The following is a 20261-nucleotide window of genomic DNA, read 5'->3' as shown; positions in this document are numbered from 1 at the left end:
CGCGTGACGCCAAGCCTGTTCCGACGATAACCCTTCGAGCGCTGTGTGCTTTCCCGTTCTTGTCCCTATTTTCTACAGGCTCTCCGGTTATGCCCGAATACGTCAATTGGCTGCGTCACGCTTCGCCTTACATCAACGCCCACCGCGACTGCACCTTCGTGGTCATGCTCCCCGGTGACGGGGTCGAGCACCCCAACTTCGGCAATATCGTCCACGACCTGGTGTTGCTGCACAGCCTTGGCGTGCGCCTGGTGCTGGTCCACGGTTCGCGCCCGCAGATTGAAAGCCGCCTGGCTGCCCGCGGCCTGGCCCCGCACTACCACCGCGGCATGCGGATCACCGATGCTGCCACCCTGGAATGCGTGATCGACGCCGTCGGCCACCTGCGCATCGCCATCGAAGCGCGCCTGTCGATGGACATGGCCGCCTCGCCGATGCAGGGCTCGCGCCTGCGCGTGGCCGCTGGCAACCTGGTTACCGCACGGCCGATCGGCGTGGTCGAAGGCGTCGATTACCACCACACCGGCGAAGTGCGCCGGGTCGACCGCAAGGGCATCAACCGCCTGCTCGACGAGCGCTCTATCGTCCTGCTTTCGCCTTTGGGCTACTCGCCCACCGGCGAGATCTTCAACCTGGCCTGTGAAGACGTCGCCACCCGCGCCGCTATCGAACTGGGCGCCGACAAGCTGCTGCTGTTCGGCGCCGAGCGTGGCCTGCTCGACGAGCAGGGCCGGCTGGTACGCGAGTTGCGCCCACAGCAGGTGCCCGCGCACCTGCAGCGCCTGGGCAGCGATTACCAGGGCGAGCTGCTCGATGCTGCCGCCGAAGCCTGCCGTGGCGGCGTGGCGCGCAGCCATATCGTCAGCTATGCCGAAGACGGCGCCTTGCTCACCGAGCTGTTCACCCGCGACGGTGGCGGCACCCTGGTGGCCCAGGAGCAGTTCGAGAAGGTCCGTGAGGCGGCAATCGAGGATGTCGGTGGCTTGCTCGACCTGATCAGCCCGCTGGAGGAGCAGGGCATCCTCGTGCGTCGTTCGCGCGAGGTGCTGGAGCGCGAGATCGAGCAGTTCAGCGTGGTCGAGCGCGAAGGCATGATCATCGCCTGTGCGGCGTTGTACCCGATTGCCGATTCTGAAGCGGGTGAGCTGGCGTGCCTGGCGGTGAACCCGGAGTATCGCCATGGTGGCCGTGGTGACGAGCTGCTGGAGCGTATCGAGACGCGGGCGCGGGAGATGGGGCTCAACACGCTGTTTGTGCTAACGACGCGGACAGCGCACTGGTTCCGCGAACGCGGCTTCGTGCCGAGCGGCGTCGAGCGGCTGCCGGCGGCGCGGGCATCGCTGTACAACTATCAGCGTAATTCGAAGATCTTCGAAAAAGCGCTGTAGCCTTTGGGGCTGCCTTGCAGCCCATCGCTGGCAAGCCAGCTCCCACAGGTCCGGTGTACACAGCACTTGTGGGAGCTGGCTTGCCAGCGATGAGGCCATAAAAAACGCCGTCGACTCAGGGGCCGACGGCGTTTTTCATTCCAGCATCCAACCGTTGTTACACGGTATGCAGATACCAGTTGTACTCAAGGTCGGAGATGGAGTGTTCGAACTCCTCCAGCTCGCTCTCTTTGCAGGCCACGAAGATATCGATGTATTTCGGATCGATGTACTTGGCCAGGATCTCGCTGTCGTCCAGCTCGCGCAGGGCATCACGCAGGTTGTTCGGCAGGCTCTGCTCGTTCTGCTCGTAGGAGTTGCCTTCAACCGGCTCGCCCGGGTCGACCTTGTTGGTCAGGCCATGGTGAACACCGGCCAGTACGGCGGCCATCAGCAGGTACGGGTTGGCGTCGGCACCGGCTACGCGGTGTTCGATGCGCACGGCATCCGGCGTGCCGGTGGGCACGCGCAGGGCCACGGTACGGTTGTCCAGGCCCCAGCTCGGCGAATTCGGCACGTAGAACTGGGCACCAAAACGGCGGTACGAGTTGACGTTCGGGCAGAGGAACGCCATCGACGCCGGTAGGGTCTCGAGCACACCGCCGATCGCGTGACGCAGTGCGGCGTTCTGCTCGGGATCCTCGCTGGTGAAGATGTTCTTGCCATCTTTGTCCAGCACCGAGATATGGACATGCAGACCATTACCCGCCTGGCCCGGATAGGGCTTGGCCATGAAGGTGGTATCCATCTCATGGTCGTAGGCGATGTTCTTGATCAGGCGCTTGAGCAGGACCGCGTAGTCGCAGGCCTTCATCGGGTCGGCAACGTGGTGCAGGTTCACTTCGAACTGGGCCGGGGCGCTTTCCTTGACGATGGCGTCGGCAGGAATGCCTTGTTCCTTGGCGCCTTCGAGGATGTCCTGCAGGCAGTCGACGTACTCGTCGAGGTCGTCGATCAGGTACACCTGGGTCGAGATCGGGCGTTTGCCGGAAATAGGCGAGCGCGGCGGCTGCGGACGGCCATTCACGTTCTCCTGGTCGATCAGGTAGAACTCCAGCTCGAATGCGGCACAGATGGTCAGGCCGAGCTCGTCGAACTTGCTCACGACCTGACGCAGGACTTCGCGCGGGTCGGCGAAGAACGGCTCGCCTTCGAGCTCGTGCATGGTCATCAGCAGTTGTGCGGTGGGACGCTTCTGCCAAGGCTCGTTGGACAGGGTGTCAGGGATTGGATAGCAGATGCGGTCGGCATCGCCGATGTCCAGGCCAAGGCCGGTGCTTTCGACGGTCGAACCGTTGATATCCAGGGCGAAGAGGGAGGCCGGCAGGTTGATGCCTTTCTCGTAAACCTTGTGGAGGCTGGTGCGCTCGATGCGCTTGCCGCGCACCACACCATTCATATCTGCAATCAGAAGGTCAACGTAGAGAACCTCAGGATGTTCCTTAAGGAACGCGTTCGCTTCGTTAAGCTGAACGGCACGCGGGGGTACCGACATGATGCAACACCTTTGTTGTTAAAAATATCAATCAATGGGGGCTTGCAGGTTCAGTCAATCGGAAAGCCTTGCTGAAGTCAAGCCAGCCCCATGATGCCCTAAAATGGCCCTCAAGCGGCATTTTTGCTGCAATTGGGGGCGCCGACAAGGGCTGCTTTCGTACGGTAACGGCGATCTTGAGCGGGGCGTGTTCTATTTTTTACGGGGGTGTTGTGTAAAAAAATGAACAAGGCTAAGCTCGGTGGCAACCCATAACACCAATAATACCGGGGGTTACATGTCACGCCTGCCGACAACCGGCATCATCGCCCGCCGTTCACAGAACGGTTTGCACGCGTTCCTCGCGGGTGGCTTGCGCCATGCGCCAGCACGTTGCGCCCCGGCTGAAATAATTGACGGCCCGGGCGTCCTGCCTGCTGCCGACGCTGCTTCGAATTACCTCTGCCATCACTATAGCGGGCTCGTCAGCCTTGCGGGAACTGCCCGTTGCGGCCTCCCTGCGCCTGACTTTTGCTTTAGCCTCGTGGGGCATCCAGAATGTCTGGGACGGCCCACTCCGGGTGTCGTCCTGACGTCTGTCCAGACATTTACCTCCTGAGGTATTTATGAGTAGCAACCTCGACCAGCTCACCGATTGGTTGAAAGAACACAAGATCACCGAAGTCGAGTGTCTGATCAGCGACCTCACCGGTATCACCCGTGGCAAGATCTCGCCGACCAACAAGTTCATTGCCGAAAAAGGCATGCGCCTGCCCGAGAGCGTGCTGCTGCAGACCGTGACCGGCGACTATGTCGACGACGACATCTATTACGAGCTGCTCGACCCGGCCGACATCGACATGATCTGCCGCCCCGACGAGAACGCGGTGTTTCTCGTGCCTTGGGCCATCGAGCCGACCGCCCAGGTGATCCACGACACCTACGACAAGCAAGGCAACCCGGTTGAGCTGTCGCCGCGCAACGTGCTCAAGAAGGTCTTGAAACTCTATGCCGACAAGGGCTGGCAGCCGATCGTGGCGCCAGAAATGGAGTTCTACCTGACCAAGCGCTGCGAAGACCCGGACTTCCCGCTGCAGCCACCGATCGGCCGCTCCGGGCGCCCGGAAACCGGCCGTCAGTCGTTCTCGATCGAGGCGGCCAACGAATTCGACCCGCTGTTCGAGGACGTCTACGACTGGTGCGAGCTGCAGAACCTGGATCTCGACACGCTGATCCACGAAGACGGCACGGCGCAGATGGAGATCAACTTCCGTCACGGCAACGCCCTGTCGCTTGCCGACCAGATCCTGGTGTTCAAGCGCACCATGCGCGAGGCCGCGCTCAAGCACAACGTCGCCGCCACCTTCATGGCCAAGCCAATGACCGGCGAGCCGGGCAGCGCCATGCACCTGCACCAGAGCATCATTGACGTGCACACCGGCAAGAACATCTTCTCGGACGAAGACGGGCGCATGAGCGAGTTGTTCCTCAACCACGTCGGCGGCCTGCAGAAGTTCATCCCGGTGGTGTTGCCGCTGTTCGCGCCGAACGTCAACTCGTTCCGCCGCTTCCTGCCGGATACCTCGGCACCGGTAAACGTCGAGTGGGGCGAAGAGAACCGTACCGTTGGCCTGCGCGTACCGGATGCTGGCCCGCAGAACCGCCGGGTCGAGAACCGTCTGCCAGGCGCCGACGCCAACCCGTACCTGGCGATCGCCGCCAGCTTGCTGTGCGGCTTCATTGGCATGGTCGAAGGCATCAAGCCGAGTGCGCCGGTACAGGGGCGTGGTTACGAGCGCCGCAACCTGCGCCTGCCGCTGACCATCGAGGACGCCCTGGAGCGCATGGAAAACTGCAAAGCCCTGGAGCCATACCTGGGCAAGAAATTCATCGCCGGCTACGTCGCCACCAAACGCGCCGAGCATGAAAACTTCAAACGCGTAATCAGCTCCTGGGAACGTGAGTTCCTGCTGTTTGCGGTCTGATCAACCCGGAGCCGCAGGGCCGCGGCCGTCAACAAACGGAGAAGCACATGAGCGTCAACAACCCGCAAACCCGTGAGTGGCAAACCCTTAGCAGTGAGCATCACCTGGCACCTTTCAGTGACTATAAACAGCTGAAGGAGAAGGGGCCGCGGATCATCACCAAGGCCGAGGGCGTGCACCTGTGGGACAGCGAGGGCAACAAGATCCTCGATGGCATGGCGGGCCTGTGGTGCGTGGCGGTCGGTTACGGCCGTGAAGAGCTGGTTGAAGTGGCCGCCAAACAGATGCGCGAGCTGCCGTATTACAACCTGTTCTTCCAGACTGCCCACCCACCGGCACTGGAGCTGGCCAAAGCGGTCTCCGCGGTGGCGCCGAAAGGCATGACCCATGTGTTCTTCACCGGTTCCGGTTCCGAAGGCAACGACACCAACTTGCGCATGGTCCGCCACTACTGGGCGCTCAAGGGCAAGCCGCAGAAGCAGGTGATCATCGGTCGTATCAACGGTTATCACGGTTCCACCGTGGCCGGTGCCGCCCTGGGTGGCATGAGCGGCATGCATGCACAGGGCGGGACGCTGCCGGGCATCGAGCATATCCCGCAGCCGTACTGGTTCGGCGAAGGTGGCGACATGACTCCGGACGCGTTCGGCGTGTGGGCAGCCGAGCAGCTGGAAAAGAAAATCCTCGAAGTCGGCGAAGACAACGTCGCCGCCTTTATCGCCGAGCCGATCCAGGGCGCGGGCGGGGTGATCATTCCGCCAGACACCTATTGGCCGAAGATCAAGGAAATCCTCGCCAAGTACGAGATCCTGTTCATTGCTGACGAAGTGATCTGTGGCTTCGGTCGCACCGGTGAGTGGTTCGGTTCCGATTACTACGACCTCAAGCCCGACCTGATGACCATCGCCAAGGGCCTTACCTCCGGTTACATCCCCATGGGCGGTGTGATCGTGCGTGACGAAGTGGCCAAGGTGCTCAGCGAAGGTGGCGACTTCAACCACGGCTTCACTTACTCCGGTCACCCGGTGGCGGCGGCGGTGGGCCTGGAAAACCTGCGGATCCTGCGCGACGAGAAGATCATCGAGCGTGTCCACGAAGAAACGGCACCGTATTTGCAGAAACGTCTGCGTGAGCTCAACGATCACCCATTGGTGGGCGAAGTGCGTGGCCTGGGCATGCTCGGTGCCATAGAACTGGTCAAGGACAAGGCTACCCGCGCCCGTTACGAAGGTCAGGGTGCAGGCATGATCTGCCGCCAGTTCTGCTTCGACAACGGCCTGATCATGCGCGCCGTGGGCGACACCATGATCATCGCCCCGCCGCTGGTGATCAGCCATGCAGAGATCGACGAGCTGGTGGAAAAGGCGCGCAAATGCCTGGACCTGACGCTCGAAGCGCTGAAGTAGCCAAGTGCTAGGCTAGCGTAATGGCATCAATGAGTTTCAAGGTGCCTCTTTTGTTGAAAGAGCGCCTTGTAACTTGCCAGACTAGCGACTGTTTCAGTCGCTCGGAGCTTGCGCCGAATAAGCCGGCCGCTGAACAGATGGCTAAATAAAAATTCTGGAGCATTACGCATGAAGAAATTGGGCAAGACGTTGCTGGCTATGTCCCTGATGGGCGCCATGGCCAGTGCTGTTCACGCGGATGACAAAGTACTGCACGTCTATAACTGGTCCGACTACATCGCACCAGACACCGTCGCCAAGTTCGAGAAACAGTCCGGCATCAAGGTCGTCTACGATGTCTTCGACAGCAACGAAACCCTTGAGGCCAAGTTGCTGGCGGGCAAGTCCGGCTACGACGTGGTAGTACCTTCTAACAACTTCCTGGCCAAGCAGATCAAGGCCGGCGTCTACCAGGAGCTGGACCGCTCCAAGCTGACGAACTGGAAGAACCTCGACGAAGACCTGCTCAAGGCCGTTGGTGACGCCAGCGACCCGGGCAACAAATATGCGTTCCCCTACATGTGGGGCTCCATCGGCATCGGCTACAACCCGGAGAAGGTCAAGGCTGCGCTGGGCATCGACAAGATCGATTCCTGGGACGTGGTGTTCAAGCCCGAGAACATCGCCAAGCTCAAGAGCTGCGGTGTGAGCTTCCTCGATGCTCCGACCGAGATGATCCCGGCGGCGCTGCACTACCTGGGCAAGCCGACCAACAGCACGAAAAAAGAAGACCTGAAAGCCGCCGAGGACCTGTTCCTCAGCGTGCGTCCTTCGATCGGTTACTTCCACTCCTCCAAGTACATCTCGGACCTGGCCAACGGCAACATCTGCGTGGCCGTGGGTTACTCGGGTGACCTGGAGCAGTCCAAGGCCCGGGCCCACGAAGCCGGTGACAAGGTCAAGCTGGACTACATCATTCCGAAAGAAGGCGCCGGTACTTTCTACGACATGGTTGCCATCCCCAAAGATGCCGCCAACGTCGACGCCGCCTACAAGTTCATGGATTTCCTGATGCAACCGGAAATCATGGCCGAGATCACCAACGCCGTACGTTTCCCGAACGGCAACAAGGCGGCCACCCCGCTGGTGGACAAGGACATCTCGGGCGATCCGAGCATCTACCCACCGGCTGATGTGAAGAAACAGCTGTACGCAATTGCTGACCCGGGTGCCAAGGCCCAGCGCGAAATCACTCGCAGCTGGACCAAGATCAAATCGGGCAAGTAACCCTGGTTGCCTCCCTGGGTGCGGTGTAAATCCCGCCCAGGGAGCATGAAAGCACAAATTTTTTTTGCGGCACGAGTGCATCGAAGGTAAGTTGCGCGCCGGTTTGCTTATCCGGCAGGTATTTCTGTCGTTCGCCACTGGCACATTTGTGAGGACCTCCCACTTGTCTATTTCTGTATTTCGCAAGGCCGTCATGGCTGGAGCGGGTCTGACGCTGGCGATCAGCGTCCAAGCGGCGCCCACGGTGCACATTTATAACTGGTCGGACTACATCGGTCAGACCACCCTCGCCGACTTCGAAAAAGCCACTGGCATCAAGCCGGTGCAGGATGTCTTCGATTCCAACGAAACCCTGGAAGGCAAGCTGCTGGCCGGTCGCACCGGCTATGACGTGGTCGTGCCGTCCAACCATTTCCTCGGCAAGCAGATCAAGGCGGGCGCGTTCCAGAAGCTCGACAAGGCGCTGCTGCCCAATTACGCGAACCTCGACCCGGCGCTGATGAAGCGCCTGGAAAAGAACGATCCTGGCAACCAGTACGCCGTCCCCTACCTGTGGGGCACCAATGGCATCGGCTACAACGTCGAGAAGGTCAAGGCGGCGCTGGGTACCGACAAGATCGATTCCTGGGCCATGCTGTTCGAGCCGGAAAACATCAAGAAGCTTTCCAAGTGCGGGGTCGCCTTCCTCGACTCGGCCGACGAGATGCTCCCGGCCGTCCTCAACTACATGGGGCGAGACCCCAACAGCACCAACCCCAAGGACTACGCCGACGCCGAGAAGAAACTCCTGGCCGTGCGTCCTTACGTGACCTACTTCCACTCGTCCAAATACATCTCGGACCTGGCCAACGGCGACATCTGCGTGGCCGCCGGTTTCTCCGGCGATGTATTCCAGGCCAAGTCCCGCGCCGAAGAAGCCGGCAAGGGCGTCAAGGTGGCCTATGCGATTCCCAAGGAAGGCGGCAACCTCTGGTTCGACATGCTGGCGATCCCCAAGGATTCCAAGAATGTCAAAGAGGCCCACGCCTTCATCAACTATTTGCTGCAGCCTGAGGTCATTGCCCAGGTCAGTGATTACGTCGGTTATGCCAACCCGAACCCCAAGGCTGGCGATCTGATGGACCAGAGCGTGCGAACCGACGCAGCGGTTTACCCACCGCAAGAAGTGCTGGACAAGTTGTACGTCAATTCCGAGCTACCTCCCAAGGTGCAACGGTTGATGACCCGTAGCTGGACCAAGGTCAAGTCGGGCAAGTAAAAATCCAGGGTCCGTCACGGCAGGGGCGGGCGCAAAAAATCTTGTTGGGAGTTTCACAAATGGCAGTTGCCTCCGGTGCCTATAAGAAAGCCCTCGAGGGCGACCAGCAACCTAAACAGGTGCTGGTCAAAATCGACCGGGTCACGAAGAAGTTCGACGAAACGATCGCCGTGGACGATGTGTCCCTGGAAATCAAGAAGGGCGAGATCTTTGCCCTGCTCGGTGGCTCGGGTTCGGGCAAATCCACCTTGCTGCGCATGCTCGCCGGTTTCGAACGGCCAACCGAGGGGCGTATTTTCCTCGATGGTGTAGACATCACCGATATGCCGCCCTACGAGCGGCCGATCAACATGATGTTCCAGTCGTACGCGCTGTTTCCGCACATGACCGTAGCGCAGAACATTGCCTTCGGCCTGCAGCAGGACCGCATGCCCAAGTCCGAGATCGATGCCCGCGTGGCCGAGATGCTCAAGCTGGTGCACATGACCCAGTATGCCAAGCGCAAGCCGCACCAGCTCTCCGGTGGCCAGCGTCAGCGCGTGGCCCTGGCCCGCTCGCTGGCCAAGCGGCCGAAGCTGCTGCTGCTCGATGAGCCGATGGGCGCGCTGGACAAGAAACTGCGCTCGCAGATGCAACTGGAGCTGGTGGAGATCATCGAGCGGGTCGGCGTGACCTGCGTAATGGTGACCCACGACCAGGAAGAGGCCATGACCATGGCCCAGCGCATCGCCATCATGCACCTGGGCTGGATCGCCCAGATCGGCAGCCCGATCGATATCTATGAAACTCCGACCAGCCGCCTGGTCTGCGAGTTCATCGGTAACGTCAACCTGTTCGAAGGCGAAGTGGTCGATGACGCCGAAGGCCACGCGGTGATTTCCAGCCCCGAGCTCGAGCGCCGCATCTACGTCGGCCACGGTGTCACCACCTCGGTGGAAGACAAGCGCATCACCTACGCCCTGCGTCCGGAAAAACTGCTGGTGACCACCGAGCAGCCGACCTGCGAGCACAACTGGTCGCGCGGCAAGGTCCACGACATCGCCTACCTGGGCGGCCATTCGGTGTTCTACGTCGAGCTGCCTGGCGGCAAGATCGTCCAGTCGTTCGTCGCCAACGCCGAGCGCCAGGGCACCCGGCCGACCTGGGACGACCAGGTCTACGTCTGGTGGGAGGATGACAGCGGCGTGGTACTGCGCTCATGAACGCCCGCAAGCTCAAGCGAGCCTTCAACCGAATAAAGCCCGAGGGGCGCCATGTGGTGATCGGCGTGCCGTTCATCTGGCTGTTCCTGTTCTTCATGCTGCCGTTCTTCATTGTTCTGAAGATCAGCTTCGCCGAAGCCGACGTGGCGATCCCTCCGTACACCGAGATCTACAGCTACGTCGAAGACAAGGTGCAACTGGTGCTCAACCTGGCCAACTATGGCCTGTTGACCGAAGATGAACTGTACATCTCGGCGTACCTGGGTTCGTTGAAGATGGCCTTCGTCAGCACCCTGCTGTGCCTGCTGATCGGCTATCCGATGGCCTATGCCATTGCCAATGCGCGCAAGGAAACCCAGACCGTGCTGTTGCTGCTGATCATGATGCCGACCTGGACGGCAATCCTGATCCGCGTGTATGCCTGGATGGGCATCCTCAGCAACAACGGCCTGCTCAACGCCTTCCTGCTGTGGCTGGGCTTGATCGATCAGCCGTTGCAGATCCTCAACACCAACCTCGCGGTATACATTGGTGTGGTCTATTCGTACCTGCCGTTCATGATCCTGCCGCTCTATGCCAACCTGGTGAAGCACGACCAGAGCCTGCTTGAGGCCGCGTCGGACCTGGGTTCGAGTACCTTCAACAGCTTCTGGAAGATCACCGTGCCGCTGTCGAAGAACGGCATCATCGCCGGCTGCATGCTGGTGTTCATTCCGGTGGTGGGTGAGTTCGTCATTCCTGAGCTGCTCGGCGGCCCGGAAACCCTGATGATCGGTAAAGTGCTCTGGCAAGAGTTCTTCAACAACCGCGATTGGCCGGTGGCCTCTGCCCTGGCGGTAGTGATGCTGGCGATCCTGATCGTACCGATCCTGCTCTTCAACCGTAGTCAGGCCAAAGAGATGGAGGGCAGGGCATGAAGCGTTTCAGTTTCTCCAAATTGATGTTGATCCTGGGCCTGCTGTTCATTTACCTGCCCATGCTGATCCTGGTGATCTACTCGTTCAACGCCTCCAAGCTGGTTACGGTGTGGGGCGGCTGGTCGGTGAAGTGGTACGTCGGCCTGCTCGACAATACCCAGCTGATGGGCTCGGTGATGCGCTCGCTGGAGATCGCCTGCTACACCGCGATCGCCGCAGTGGCGCTGGGTACCCTGGCCGCCTTCGTGCTGACCCGGGTCACCCGCTTCAAGGGCCGTACCCTGTTCGGTGGCCTGGTTACCGCACCGCTGGTAATGCCCGAGGTGATCACCGGTCTGTCGCTGTTGCTGCTGTTCGTGGCCATGGCGCAGATGATCGGCTGGCCCCAGGAGCGTGGCATCGTCACCATCTGGATCGCCCACACCACCTTCTGCGCAGCCTATGTGGCGGTAGTGGTGTCGGCACGTCTGCGTGAGCTGGACCTGTCGATCGAAGAAGCGGCCATGGACCTCGGTGCGCGGCCGTGGAAGGTGTTCTTCCTGATCACCATCCCGATGATCGCACCGTCGCTGGCAGCAGGCGGGATGATGTCCTTCGCCCTGTCGCTGGATGACCTGGTGCTGGCCAGCTTCGTGTCCGGCCCTGGCTCGACCACCCTGCCGATGGAGGTCTTCTCTGCCGTGCGTCTGGGCGTGAAGCCAGAAATCAACGCCGTGGCCAGCCTGATCCTGCTCAGCGTGTCGCTGGTGACCTTCATGGTCTGGTACTTCAGCCGTCAGGCCGAAGAGCGTCGCCGCCGGGCGATCCAGCAGGCGATCGAAGAAAGCGCTGCCGACTCGTGGAAACAACCGGACGTGCGTCGCGCGCCGGCGCCGGTTTCGGCGTGATCTGACGGGCCTCATCGCCGGCAAGCCAGCTCCCACAGGTTCTGTGTACGCAGTCCCTGTGGGAGCTGGCTTGCCAGCGATGGGGCCTTCGGGTTTTCACTCCGGCCAGTGCCAGGCCGGCTCATCCAGCATCCCCTGACCGGCAACACGGGTCTGCCCCAGCACCTTCTCCAGCACGATCGAATTGCAGGTCGCATCCTGTTCCAGCGCGGCCACCAATCTTCGTGCATGCGACACCACCCATACCTGACACTGCTCCGAGGCGCGAACGATCAAGCGTGCCAGTGCCGGCAGCAAGTCCGGGTGCAAGCTGGTTTCCGGCTCGTTCAACACCATCATGGTCGGTGGCCTTGGCGTCAGCAGCGCGGCGACCAGCAGCAGGTAGCGCAAGGTGCCGTCCGACAGCTCGGCTGCGGTCAGCGGTCGCAACAAGCCTTCTTGATGGAACAACACGCCAAACGCCCCACCCGGCACTGCATCGATTTCCAGGCGCGCGCCTGGGAAGGCATCGGCGATGGTCGCCTGTAAGGCGTGCGGGTCGCCGATCTCGATAATGGTCTGCAGCGCGGCGGCCAGGTCGCGGCCATCGTGGTGCAGCACCGGCGTGCGCGTGCCCAGTTGCTGGCGGCGGGCCGGGGCATCACGGTCGGTGCGAAAGTGATCGTAGAAGCGCCAGCCACGGATGCGCTCGCGCAGCAGCAACACTTCGGGCGAGGAACGCAGGTTGCCGACCTGGTCGAACAGGCTGTCGAAGCTCGGTGTGTGCTGCGCCTGCACATCCCATTGCCGTCCTTCGCGGGCCTTGACCATCGGCCCCTGGCGATCCACCAGCAGGCTGGCCGGACGGTACAGCGTTCCTGCCCAGATGCTTTCGCGCTTGATCTGCGGGTCGAGTGCGAAACATGATTTGCTCGGTTCCGGCAGGCCCAGGCCGATGGCGTAACCGAACGCCTCGTCAGCAAACCCCAGGCGCAAGCGCCGAGCGTGCTGGCGCGGACCGCCCTGGATGGCGACTTCGCCGTTGCTCATGCGCCGGCTGATCTGCTCGGGGCCGGCCCAGAACGTTGATTCCAGCCCGCCTTCCACGGCCAGGGCGTTGACCACGCCACCCTGGGCCGTTTCGGCGAGCAGGCGCAAGGCCTTGTACAGATTGGACTTGCCGCTGCCGTTGGGCCCGGTGATGACATTCAAGCGTGCCAGCGGCAGCACCAGATGATTGATCGAGCGGTAGTTGGCGACAGCCAGGGTGGTCAGCATGGCGGCGTCCGTTCAGGCAAAGAGGCCAGTATCGCCGATTCTGCGTGGTGAACGAATTGTGTATGCCGACAAGCGGCAAGTGGATCCCTGATCTACGCTAACACTCGCATTCCTCAATAGATCTGGCACGTGCAAGGAGCCTGCATGACGGTGTCGCGTTCTTTATCGATCGTCTGCCTGGGGGTGTTGTTGGTGCTGGCGGGGTGCGGCGAAAAAAAGGCTGCTGAAGCCGAGCTGCCCAGGGTCGGCGTACAACGAGTTGAGCCCAGTGATTTCGCGGCTTCGGTGACGCTGACCGGTGATGTTCAAGCGCGGGTGCAGACCGATCTTTCGTTTCGCGTGGGCGGCAAGATCATTGCCCGCAGCGTCGACGTCGGCGATCACATCAAGGCCAACCAGGTCCTGGCCCGGCTCGACCCCAAGGACTTGCAGACCAATGTCGATTCGGCCAAGGCCGAAGTCTTTGCCGAACAGGCGCGCGTGACCCAGACCGCCGCCGCCTTTGTCCGTCAGCAAAAGCTATTGCCCAAGGGTTACACCAGCCAGAGTGAGTACGACTCTGCCGAAGCGGCTTTGCGCAGCAGCCAGAGCGCCCTCAAGGCCGCCCAGGCACAACTGGCCAACGCCCGTGAACAGCTGAGCTACACCGCCCTGGTGGCCGAGGCGGACGGGGTGATCACCGAGCGCCAGGCCGAAGTCGGCCAGGTGGTCCAGGCCACGGTGCCGATTTTCAGCCTGGCCCGCGATGGCGAGCGTGATGCGGTGTTCAACGTCTATGAGTCCTTGCTGGTGGCGCCGCCGAGCGAGCATGCCATCACCGTGCGCCTGGTCGATGATCCGAAGATCCAGACCCAGGGCCATGTGCGGGAAGTCACCCCGACGGTGTCGGCGCAAAGCGGCACGGTGCAGGTCAAGGTGGCCCTGGACCAGGTCCCGGCGGGAATGGAACTCGGTTCGGCCGTCACCGCTACCGGTAGCAGCCAGGGCAAGCCAAGCGTCGAGTTGCCCTGGTCGGCCCTGACCAAGGCCCTGCATGACCCAGCTGTGTGGGTGGTGGGCGAAGGCAACAAGGTCAGCCTGCAGCAGGTCAAGGTGATTCGTTACCTCACGGGCAAGGTGGTGGTCGGCGAGGGCCTCAAGGGCGGGGAGACCGTGGTGGTGGCGGGCGGACAACTGCTGAACCCGGGCATGCAGGTGGAAATCGCCGCGAACAAGGACAGCGGGGTGGCGCAATGAGAACCGTGACCCTGGGCCTGTGCAGCCTGCTGTTGCTCAGCGGCTGTGAACAGCAGGCGACTGCGCCTGAACCGGTCCGGCCTGTGTTGTCGATGATCGCCGAGCCTCAGGTCCAGGCCAACCTGGGCCGTTTCGCTGGCAGCATCCAGGCGCGCTACGAGAGTACCTTGGGTTTTCGTGTGGGCGGTCGCATCGCCCGACGCTGGGTCGATGTCGGCAGTCAGGTGAAACCGGGTGACTTGCTTGCCAGCCTTGATCCGACTGATCAGCGTAACCAGTTGCGCGCCGCCGAAGGCGACCTGGCCAAAGTCCAGGCGCAATGGATCAACGCCCAGGCCAATGCTCGCCGCCAGCAACAGTTGTACGACCGCGGCGTGGGCGCCCAGGCGCAGCTGGACATTGCCCAGACCGACCTGAAAACCACCACCGCCGCGCTGGAGCAGGCGCGCGCGGCCGTGGCCCAGGCGCGTGACCAGCTTGGCTACAGCGAACTGCGTACCGACCACGCGGCAGTGGTCACCAACTGGCAAGCCGAGGCAGGGCAGACGGTCAGTGCCGGTCAGGCCGTGGTCACCCTGGCCAGGCCGGATATCAAGGAGGCGGTGATCGATCTGCCGACGTACCTGGCCGAGCAGCTGACGACCGAACTGAAATTCCAGGTCGCTTCGCAGCTGGACCCCAGCATCAATACCGCCGCGACCCTGCGTGAACTCGAACCCCAGGCCGATGCTGCCACCCGCACCCGGCGCGCGCGACTGACCCTGGTCGACACTCCGGCGGCTTTTCACCTGGGCACAGCCATCAGCGTCACCTTGACTTCCCTGGTGTCGCCGCGAACTGAGCTGCCGCTATCGGCATTGCTGGAACGGGATGGGCAGACCCAGGTCTGGGTGGTCGATCCGCAGCAGAACACCGTCGCTGTGCGCGAGGTGAAACTGATGGAACGTACATCCGACAGCGTCGTGCTGAGCTCAGGGGTGCAGGCAGGCGAACGGGTGGTGACGGCAGGCGTGAACAGCTTGAAGCCGGGCCAGAAAGTCAAAGTCGATGAGGAAGATCCACGATGAAAGGAAGCTTCAACCTATCGGAGTGGGCGCTGAAGCACCAATCCTTTGTCTGGTACCTGATGTTCGTCGGCTTGCTGATGGGCGTACTTTCCTACATGAACCTGGGGCGCGAGGAAGACCCGTCATTCACCATCAAGACCATGGTGATCCAGACACGCTGGCCTGGAGCGACGCAGGATGAAACCCTCAACCAGATTACCGACCGGATTGAAAAGAAGCTCGAAGAGCTGGATTCGCTCGACTATGTGAAAAGCTACACCCGCCCGGGTGAGTCGACGGTCTACGTCAACCTGCTCGATACCACTCCGGCCGAGAGCATCCCCGAGATCTGGTATCAGGTGCGCAAGAAGATCCAGGACATACGCGGCCAGTTTCCCCAGGGTATCCAGGGCCCGGGGTTCAACGACGAATTCGGTGATGTGTACGGTTCGATCTACGCCTTTACCGCCGACGGCCTGACCATGCGCCAGTTGCGCGACTACGTCGAACAGGTGCGCGCCGAGATCCGCGAAGTGCCCAACCTGGGCAAGGTGGAAATGATCGGCACCCAGGACGAGGTGCTGTACCTGAATTTCTCCACACGCAAACTGGCGTCGTTCGGTATCGACCAGCGCCAGGTGCTGCAAGCCCTGCAGAGCCAGAATGCGGTAACCCCAGCCGGGGTCATCGAAGCCGGGCCTGAGCGGGTTTCGGTGCGCACCAGTGGCCAGTTCGCCTCGGAAAAAGACCTGCAAGCGGTCAACCTGCGCATCAATGACCGCTTTTTCCGTCTGGCCGACATTGCCGAGATTCAGCGTGGCTATGTCGACCCACCCGCGCCGATGTTTCGCTATAACGGTCAGACCGCCATCGGCCTGGCCATCGGCATGAAGGCCGGTGGCAACATCCAGGCCTTCGGGGCCGACCTGCACAAAATGATGGACCGGGTGATTACCGAACTACCGGTCGGTGTTGGCGTGCATACCGTGTCCGACCAGGCCGTGGTGGTCGAAGAGGCAGTGGGGGGGTTCACCAGCGCGCTGTTCGAGGCGGTGATCATCGTGCTGGTGGTGAGTTTCGTCAGCCTCGGCGTGCGCGCCGGGCTGGTGGTGGCCTGCTCGATCCCGCTGGTGCTGGCCATGGTGTTCATCTTCATGGAATACAGCGGTATCACCATGCAGCGGATTTCCCTGGGTGCTTTGATCATTGCCCTGGGCTTGCTGGTGGACGATGCGATGATCACCGTGGAGGTGATGGTCACGCGCCTTGAAAAGGGCGAGAGCAAGGAGCAGGCGGCAACATTCGCCTACACCTCGACGGCATTCCCGATGCTCACCGGTACCCTGGTAACCGTGGCGGGCTTCGTACCCATCGGCCTCAATGCCAGTTCGGCGGGGGAATACACCTATACCTTGTTCGCAGTGATTGCCGCGGCTTTGCTGGTGTCCTGGGTGGTGGCCGTGATGTTCGCGCCAGTGCTGGGGGTGCATATCCTCAGCACCAAAGTCAAAGCCCATGATGCGGAGCCCGGCCGCGTCGGCAAGGCTTTCGAGCACAGCCTGCTGTGGTGCGTGCGCCATCGCTGGGTGACCATCATCGGTACGGTGTTGTTGTTCGTGCTGGCGTTGTTCTGCATGCGCTTTGTCCAGAACCAGTTCTTCCCCTCTTCGGATCGCCCGGAAATCCTGGTCGATCTGAACCTGCCGCAGAATGCTTCAATCGAGGAAACCCGCAAGGCCGTGGACCGCTTGGAGGCGACGCTCAAGGGTGATCCGGATATCGTGCGCTGGAGCACCTATATTGGCCAGGGTGCGATCCGCTTCTACCTGCCGCTGGACCAGCAGCTACAGAACCCCTACTACGCCCAGCTGGTGATCGTCAGCAAAAGCTTCGAGGCGCGCGAGGTACTGATCAAGCGCTTGCAGCAGCGCTTGCGCGAGGACTTCGTCGGCATCGGCAGCAACGTTCAGTCACTGGAAATGGGCCCACCGGTGGGCTTGCCAATCCAGTATCGGGTCAGCGGCAAGGACATCGATCAGGTGCGCCAGCATGCCATCGCGCTGGCAACCTTGCTGGACAGCAACGATAACATCGGCCAGATGATTTATGACTGGAACGAGCCAGGCAAGGTGTTGCGGATCGAGATCGCCCAGGACAAGGCGCGCCAGTTGGGCTTGTCGTCCGAGGACGTGGCCAATGTGATGAACAGCATCGTCAGCGGCATGCCGGTGACCGAGGTGAATGACAATATCTACCTGATCAATGTCGTGGCCCGTGCCGAGGACAGCGAACGTGGCTCGCCGCAGACCTTGCAGAACCTGCAGATCGTCACCCCCAATGGCACCTCGATCCCGCTGCTGGCTTTTGCCACCGTACGTTACGAGATGGAGCAACCCCTGGTCTGGCGCCGCGACCGCAAGCCAACCATTACCATCAAGGCGGCGGTGCGCGGCGAGATCCAGCCAACCGACCTGGTGCGTGAACTCAAACCGCAGATCGACGACTTCGCCAGCAAGTTGCCAGTGGGCTACCAGGTGGAAACCGGTGGTACGGTGGAGGCCAGCGGCAAGGCCCAAGGCCCAATCGCTAAAGTGCTGCCATTAATGTTCTTTTTGATGGGCACGTTCCTGATGCTCCAGCTGCACAGCGTGCAGAAGCTGTTCCTGGTCGCCAGCGTGGCGCCGCTGGGCTTGATCGGTGTAGTCCTGGCGCTGGTGCCGACGGGCACGCCGATGGGCTTTGTGGCGATCCTGGGGATCCTCGCGCTGATTGGCATCATCATTCGCAACTCGGTGATCCTGGTGACCCAGATCGACGAGTACGAAGCCCAGGGCTATTCACCCTGGGACGCGGTACTGGAAGCGACCAACCACAGGCGCCGGCCGATCCTGCTGACGGCGGCAGCGGCGAGCCTGGGCATGATCCCGATTGCCCGGGAAGTGTTCTGGGGGCCGATGGCCTACGCCATGATTGGCGGGATTATCGTGGCGACCTTGCTGACCCTGCTGTTTTTGCCGGCGCTGTATGTGGCCTGGTACAAGATCCGCGAGCCGCAGCGTTCGTAGATATGTCATCGCGGGTCAAGCCCGCTCCCACAGTTGCAACGGTGGGAGCGGGCTTGACCCGCGATGAATTCAGCGCTTGTTCAAACCCTTTGCCAACCGATCCCCGCCCAGCTGGATCAACGCCACCAACACCACCAGCATGACGATCACCGTCAGCATGATCTGGCTGTCGAAGCGCTGGTAGCCATAGCGGTAGGCAATGTCGCCCAGGCCCCCGGCACCAATGGCGCCAGCCATGGCCGAGGAGTTGATCATGGTCACCAAAGTGATGGTAAAGCCGCCGACAATACCCGGCAGGGCTTCTGGCAGCAGCACATGCCAGACGATGTGCCAGCGCCGGCAACCCATGGCCTGGGCCGCTTCGATCAGGCCATGGTCGACCTCGCGCAGGCTGACTTCGGCGATGCGCGCAAAGAACGGCGTGGCGGCAATGGTCAGCGGCACTACCGCTGCCCAGACACCATAGGTGGTGCCGACGATCAAACGGGTGAAGGGGATCAGCGCCACCATCAGAATCAGGAACGGAATCGAACGGAACAGGTTGACGAAGGCGCCGAGCACCCGGTTCAGGGTGGGCGCTTCGAAGATCCCGCCCTTGCCGCTGGTGACCAGGATCACCGCCAGCGGTACACCGGCGAGCAGGGCAATCAGCGACGAGACGCCAACCATCAGCAGCGTGTCGAGTACACCCTGAAGCAAGCGATCAAACCACATAACCCAGTACCTCCACCTGTGCAGCCCATTGCCGGGCGCGCTCAATCACCTGCTCGTGGCTGTGCGGCGAGTGGGCCACCGACACCACGAGTTGCCCCAGGGCGCGGCCCTGGATCGGTTCAATGCCGCCTTGCAGCAGGCTGATCTGGCCGCCGAGCAAGGTGAACAAAGAAGACAGCTCCGGCGCCTGCTTGTCCTTGCCGCTGACCCGCAGGTTGAGCACCAGCGCCGCTTCCGGGCTGGGCGCCTGTGCTTGCAAGCGTGCCTGCAACGCAGCCGGCAGGGCGGCTTGCAACGGTGCAAGCAGGGTCTTGCTGACCTCATGCTGCGGGTCGCCAAACACTTGCCAGACGGCACCCTGCTCGACGATTCGCCCACGCTCGAGCACCACCACTCGATGGCAGATATCGCGAATCACCGCCATCTCATGGGTGATCAGCACGATGGTCAGGCCCAGGCGCTGGTTGATGTCGCGCAGCAGGCCGAGGATCGACTCGGTAGTCTCCGGGTCTAGTGCCGAAGTGGCTTCGTCACACAGCAGAATTTCCGGGTCATGTACCAGCGCCCGGGCAATGCCGACGCGCTGTTTCTGCCCGCCGGACAACTGAGCCGGGTACACGTGGTGCTTTTCCTGCAGCCCGACCAGTTCCAGCAACTCGGCGACCTTGCGCTGGCGCTGGGCCTTGGGCACGCCGGCAACCTTGAGCGGCAACTCGACGTTCTGCCACACGGTCTTGGCCGACATCAGGTTGAAGTGCTGGAAGATCATGCCGATGCGCCGGCGCAGGCGCACCAGGCGGTCTTCGTCGTACTCGCCAATGTCCACCTGGTCGATCAGCACCCGGCCATGGCTCGGTTGCTCCAGGCGGTTGATGGTACGGATCAGCGACGACTTGCCGGCACCGCTGCGGCCGATGATGCCGAAGATCTCACCGTGCTGGATGTTCAGGTCGATGCCGTCCAGCGCCGGGGCTTGCTGGCCCGGGTAGGTCTTGCCCAGGCCGATGAAACGTACATGGGCGTTGCCCAGCTCCGGGTGCAAGGCCCGTTGCCGGGCCTGTTGCAGGGGCGCGAAAGGCCGCTGCTGCTCCTGCGCCACGCGGGCGCTGACGGCGCTCATC

At 61.8% G+C, this 20261-nt stretch carries 15 protein-coding genes; 11 read left to right on the top strand and 4 right to left on the bottom strand.

What is annotated here, in order from left to right; genetic code table 11:
• Positions 1 to 89 precede the first annotated feature (89 nt).
• Positions 90 to 1388 carry an amino-acid N-acetyltransferase gene (gene argA, locus JV241A_RS24480; protein ID WP_115084799.1) on the top strand — a complete coding sequence of 433 codons (1299 nt, stop codon included), beginning with the start codon at positions 90 to 92 and terminating at the stop codon, positions 1386 to 1388.
• Between the two features lie 157 nt (positions 1389 to 1545).
• Here argA and JV241A_RS24475 read toward each other — a convergent pair whose 3' ends face one another.
• Positions 1546 to 2922 (bottom strand): glutamine synthetase family protein, encoded by a 1377-nt coding sequence (locus JV241A_RS24475; protein ID WP_115084800.1) that lies wholly within the window; start codon positions 2920 to 2922, stop codon positions 1546 to 1548.
• A gap of 605 nt (positions 2923 to 3527) precedes the next feature.
• Here JV241A_RS24475 and JV241A_RS24470 point away from each other — a divergent pair.
• From JV241A_RS24470 to JV241A_RS24440, 7 genes are all read left to right on the top strand, one after another.
• Positions 3528 to 4886, top strand: coding sequence for a glutamine synthetase family protein (locus tag JV241A_RS24470; protein WP_115084802.1), 1359 nt, complete (start codon positions 3528 to 3530; stop codon positions 4884 to 4886).
• A gap of 47 nt (positions 4887 to 4933) precedes the next feature.
• The gene (locus JV241A_RS24465) at positions 4934 to 6292 is read left to right on the top strand and encodes an aspartate aminotransferase family protein (protein WP_115084803.1); all 1359 of its coding nucleotides are present in this window, start codon (positions 4934 to 4936) and stop codon (positions 6290 to 6292) included.
• Positions 6293 to 6460: 168 nt separating this feature from the next.
• Positions 6461 to 7558, top strand: coding sequence for a polyamine ABC transporter substrate-binding protein (locus tag JV241A_RS24460; protein WP_134064887.1), 1098 nt, complete (start codon positions 6461 to 6463; stop codon positions 7556 to 7558).
• A 163-nt stretch (positions 7559 to 7721) separates the two neighbouring features.
• The gene (locus JV241A_RS24455; protein WP_115084805.1) at positions 7722 to 8816 is read left to right on the top strand and encodes a polyamine ABC transporter substrate-binding protein; all 1095 of its coding nucleotides are present in this window, start codon (positions 7722 to 7724) and stop codon (positions 8814 to 8816) included.
• Between the two features lie 59 nt (positions 8817 to 8875).
• On the top strand, positions 8876 to 10018 hold the full coding sequence (potA, locus tag JV241A_RS24450) for a polyamine ABC transporter ATP-binding protein (protein WP_115084806.1): 1143 nt from the start codon (positions 8876 to 8878) through the stop codon (positions 10016 to 10018).
• On the top strand, positions 10015 to 10935 hold the full coding sequence (locus JV241A_RS24445) for an ABC transporter permease subunit (RefSeq protein ID WP_115084807.1): 921 nt from the start codon (positions 10015 to 10017) through the stop codon (positions 10933 to 10935). The genes potA and JV241A_RS24445 overlap by 4 nt, the downstream gene beginning before the upstream one ends.
• Positions 10932 to 11822: an ABC transporter permease subunit gene (locus tag JV241A_RS24440; RefSeq protein ID WP_115084808.1), complete on the top strand. Its 891-nt coding sequence runs from the start codon at positions 10932 to 10934 to the stop codon at positions 11820 to 11822. The genes JV241A_RS24445 and JV241A_RS24440 overlap by 4 nt, the downstream gene beginning before the upstream one ends.
• A 96-nt stretch (positions 11823 to 11918) precedes the next feature.
• On the opposite strand, the gene JV241A_RS24430 is transcribed toward JV241A_RS24440, so the two are convergent.
• Positions 11919 to 13079: an AAA family ATPase gene (locus JV241A_RS24430; RefSeq protein WP_115084809.1), complete on the bottom strand. Its 1161-nt coding sequence runs from the start codon at positions 13077 to 13079 to the stop codon at positions 11919 to 11921.
• 144 nt (positions 13080 to 13223) lie between these two features.
• Between JV241A_RS24430 and JV241A_RS24425 the strand changes: the two genes are divergently transcribed.
• From JV241A_RS24425 to JV241A_RS24415, 3 genes are read left to right on the top strand one after another with little or no spacing between them, the layout of a single operon-like run.
• On the top strand, positions 13224 to 14315 hold the full coding sequence (locus JV241A_RS24425; protein WP_115084810.1) for an efflux RND transporter periplasmic adaptor subunit: 1092 nt from the start codon (positions 13224 to 13226) through the stop codon (positions 14313 to 14315).
• A complete protein-coding gene (locus tag JV241A_RS24420) occupies positions 14312 to 15382 on the top strand; it encodes an efflux RND transporter periplasmic adaptor subunit (protein WP_115084811.1) in 1071 nt (356 codons plus the stop codon). The genes JV241A_RS24425 and JV241A_RS24420 overlap by 4 nt, the downstream gene beginning before the upstream one ends.
• Positions 15379 to 18426: an efflux RND transporter permease subunit gene (locus tag JV241A_RS24415; RefSeq protein WP_134064885.1), complete on the top strand. Its 3048-nt coding sequence runs from the start codon at positions 15379 to 15381 to the stop codon at positions 18424 to 18426. Before JV241A_RS24420 ends, JV241A_RS24415 begins: the two co-directional genes overlap by 4 nt.
• Before the next feature lie 69 nt (positions 18427 to 18495).
• On the opposite strand, the gene JV241A_RS24410 is transcribed toward JV241A_RS24415, so the two are convergent.
• Positions 18496 to 19140, bottom strand: coding sequence for a methionine ABC transporter permease (locus JV241A_RS24410; RefSeq protein ID WP_036994912.1), 645 nt, complete (start codon positions 19138 to 19140; stop codon positions 18496 to 18498).
• The gene (locus JV241A_RS24405; RefSeq protein WP_115084814.1) at positions 19130 to 20260 is read right to left on the bottom strand and encodes an ATP-binding cassette domain-containing protein; all 1131 of its coding nucleotides are present in this window, start codon (positions 20258 to 20260) and stop codon (positions 19130 to 19132) included. Before JV241A_RS24405 ends, JV241A_RS24410 begins: the two co-directional genes overlap by 11 nt.
• Position 20261 lies beyond the last annotated feature (1 nt).

It is taken from the genome of Pseudomonas sp. JV241A, assembly GCF_900275665.1.
In the GTDB taxonomy this organism is placed as follows: domain Bacteria; phylum Pseudomonadota; class Gammaproteobacteria; order Pseudomonadales; family Pseudomonadaceae; genus Aquipseudomonas; species Aquipseudomonas wadenswilerensis.
This window is presented reverse-complemented; position numbering and strand designations above follow the sequence as displayed.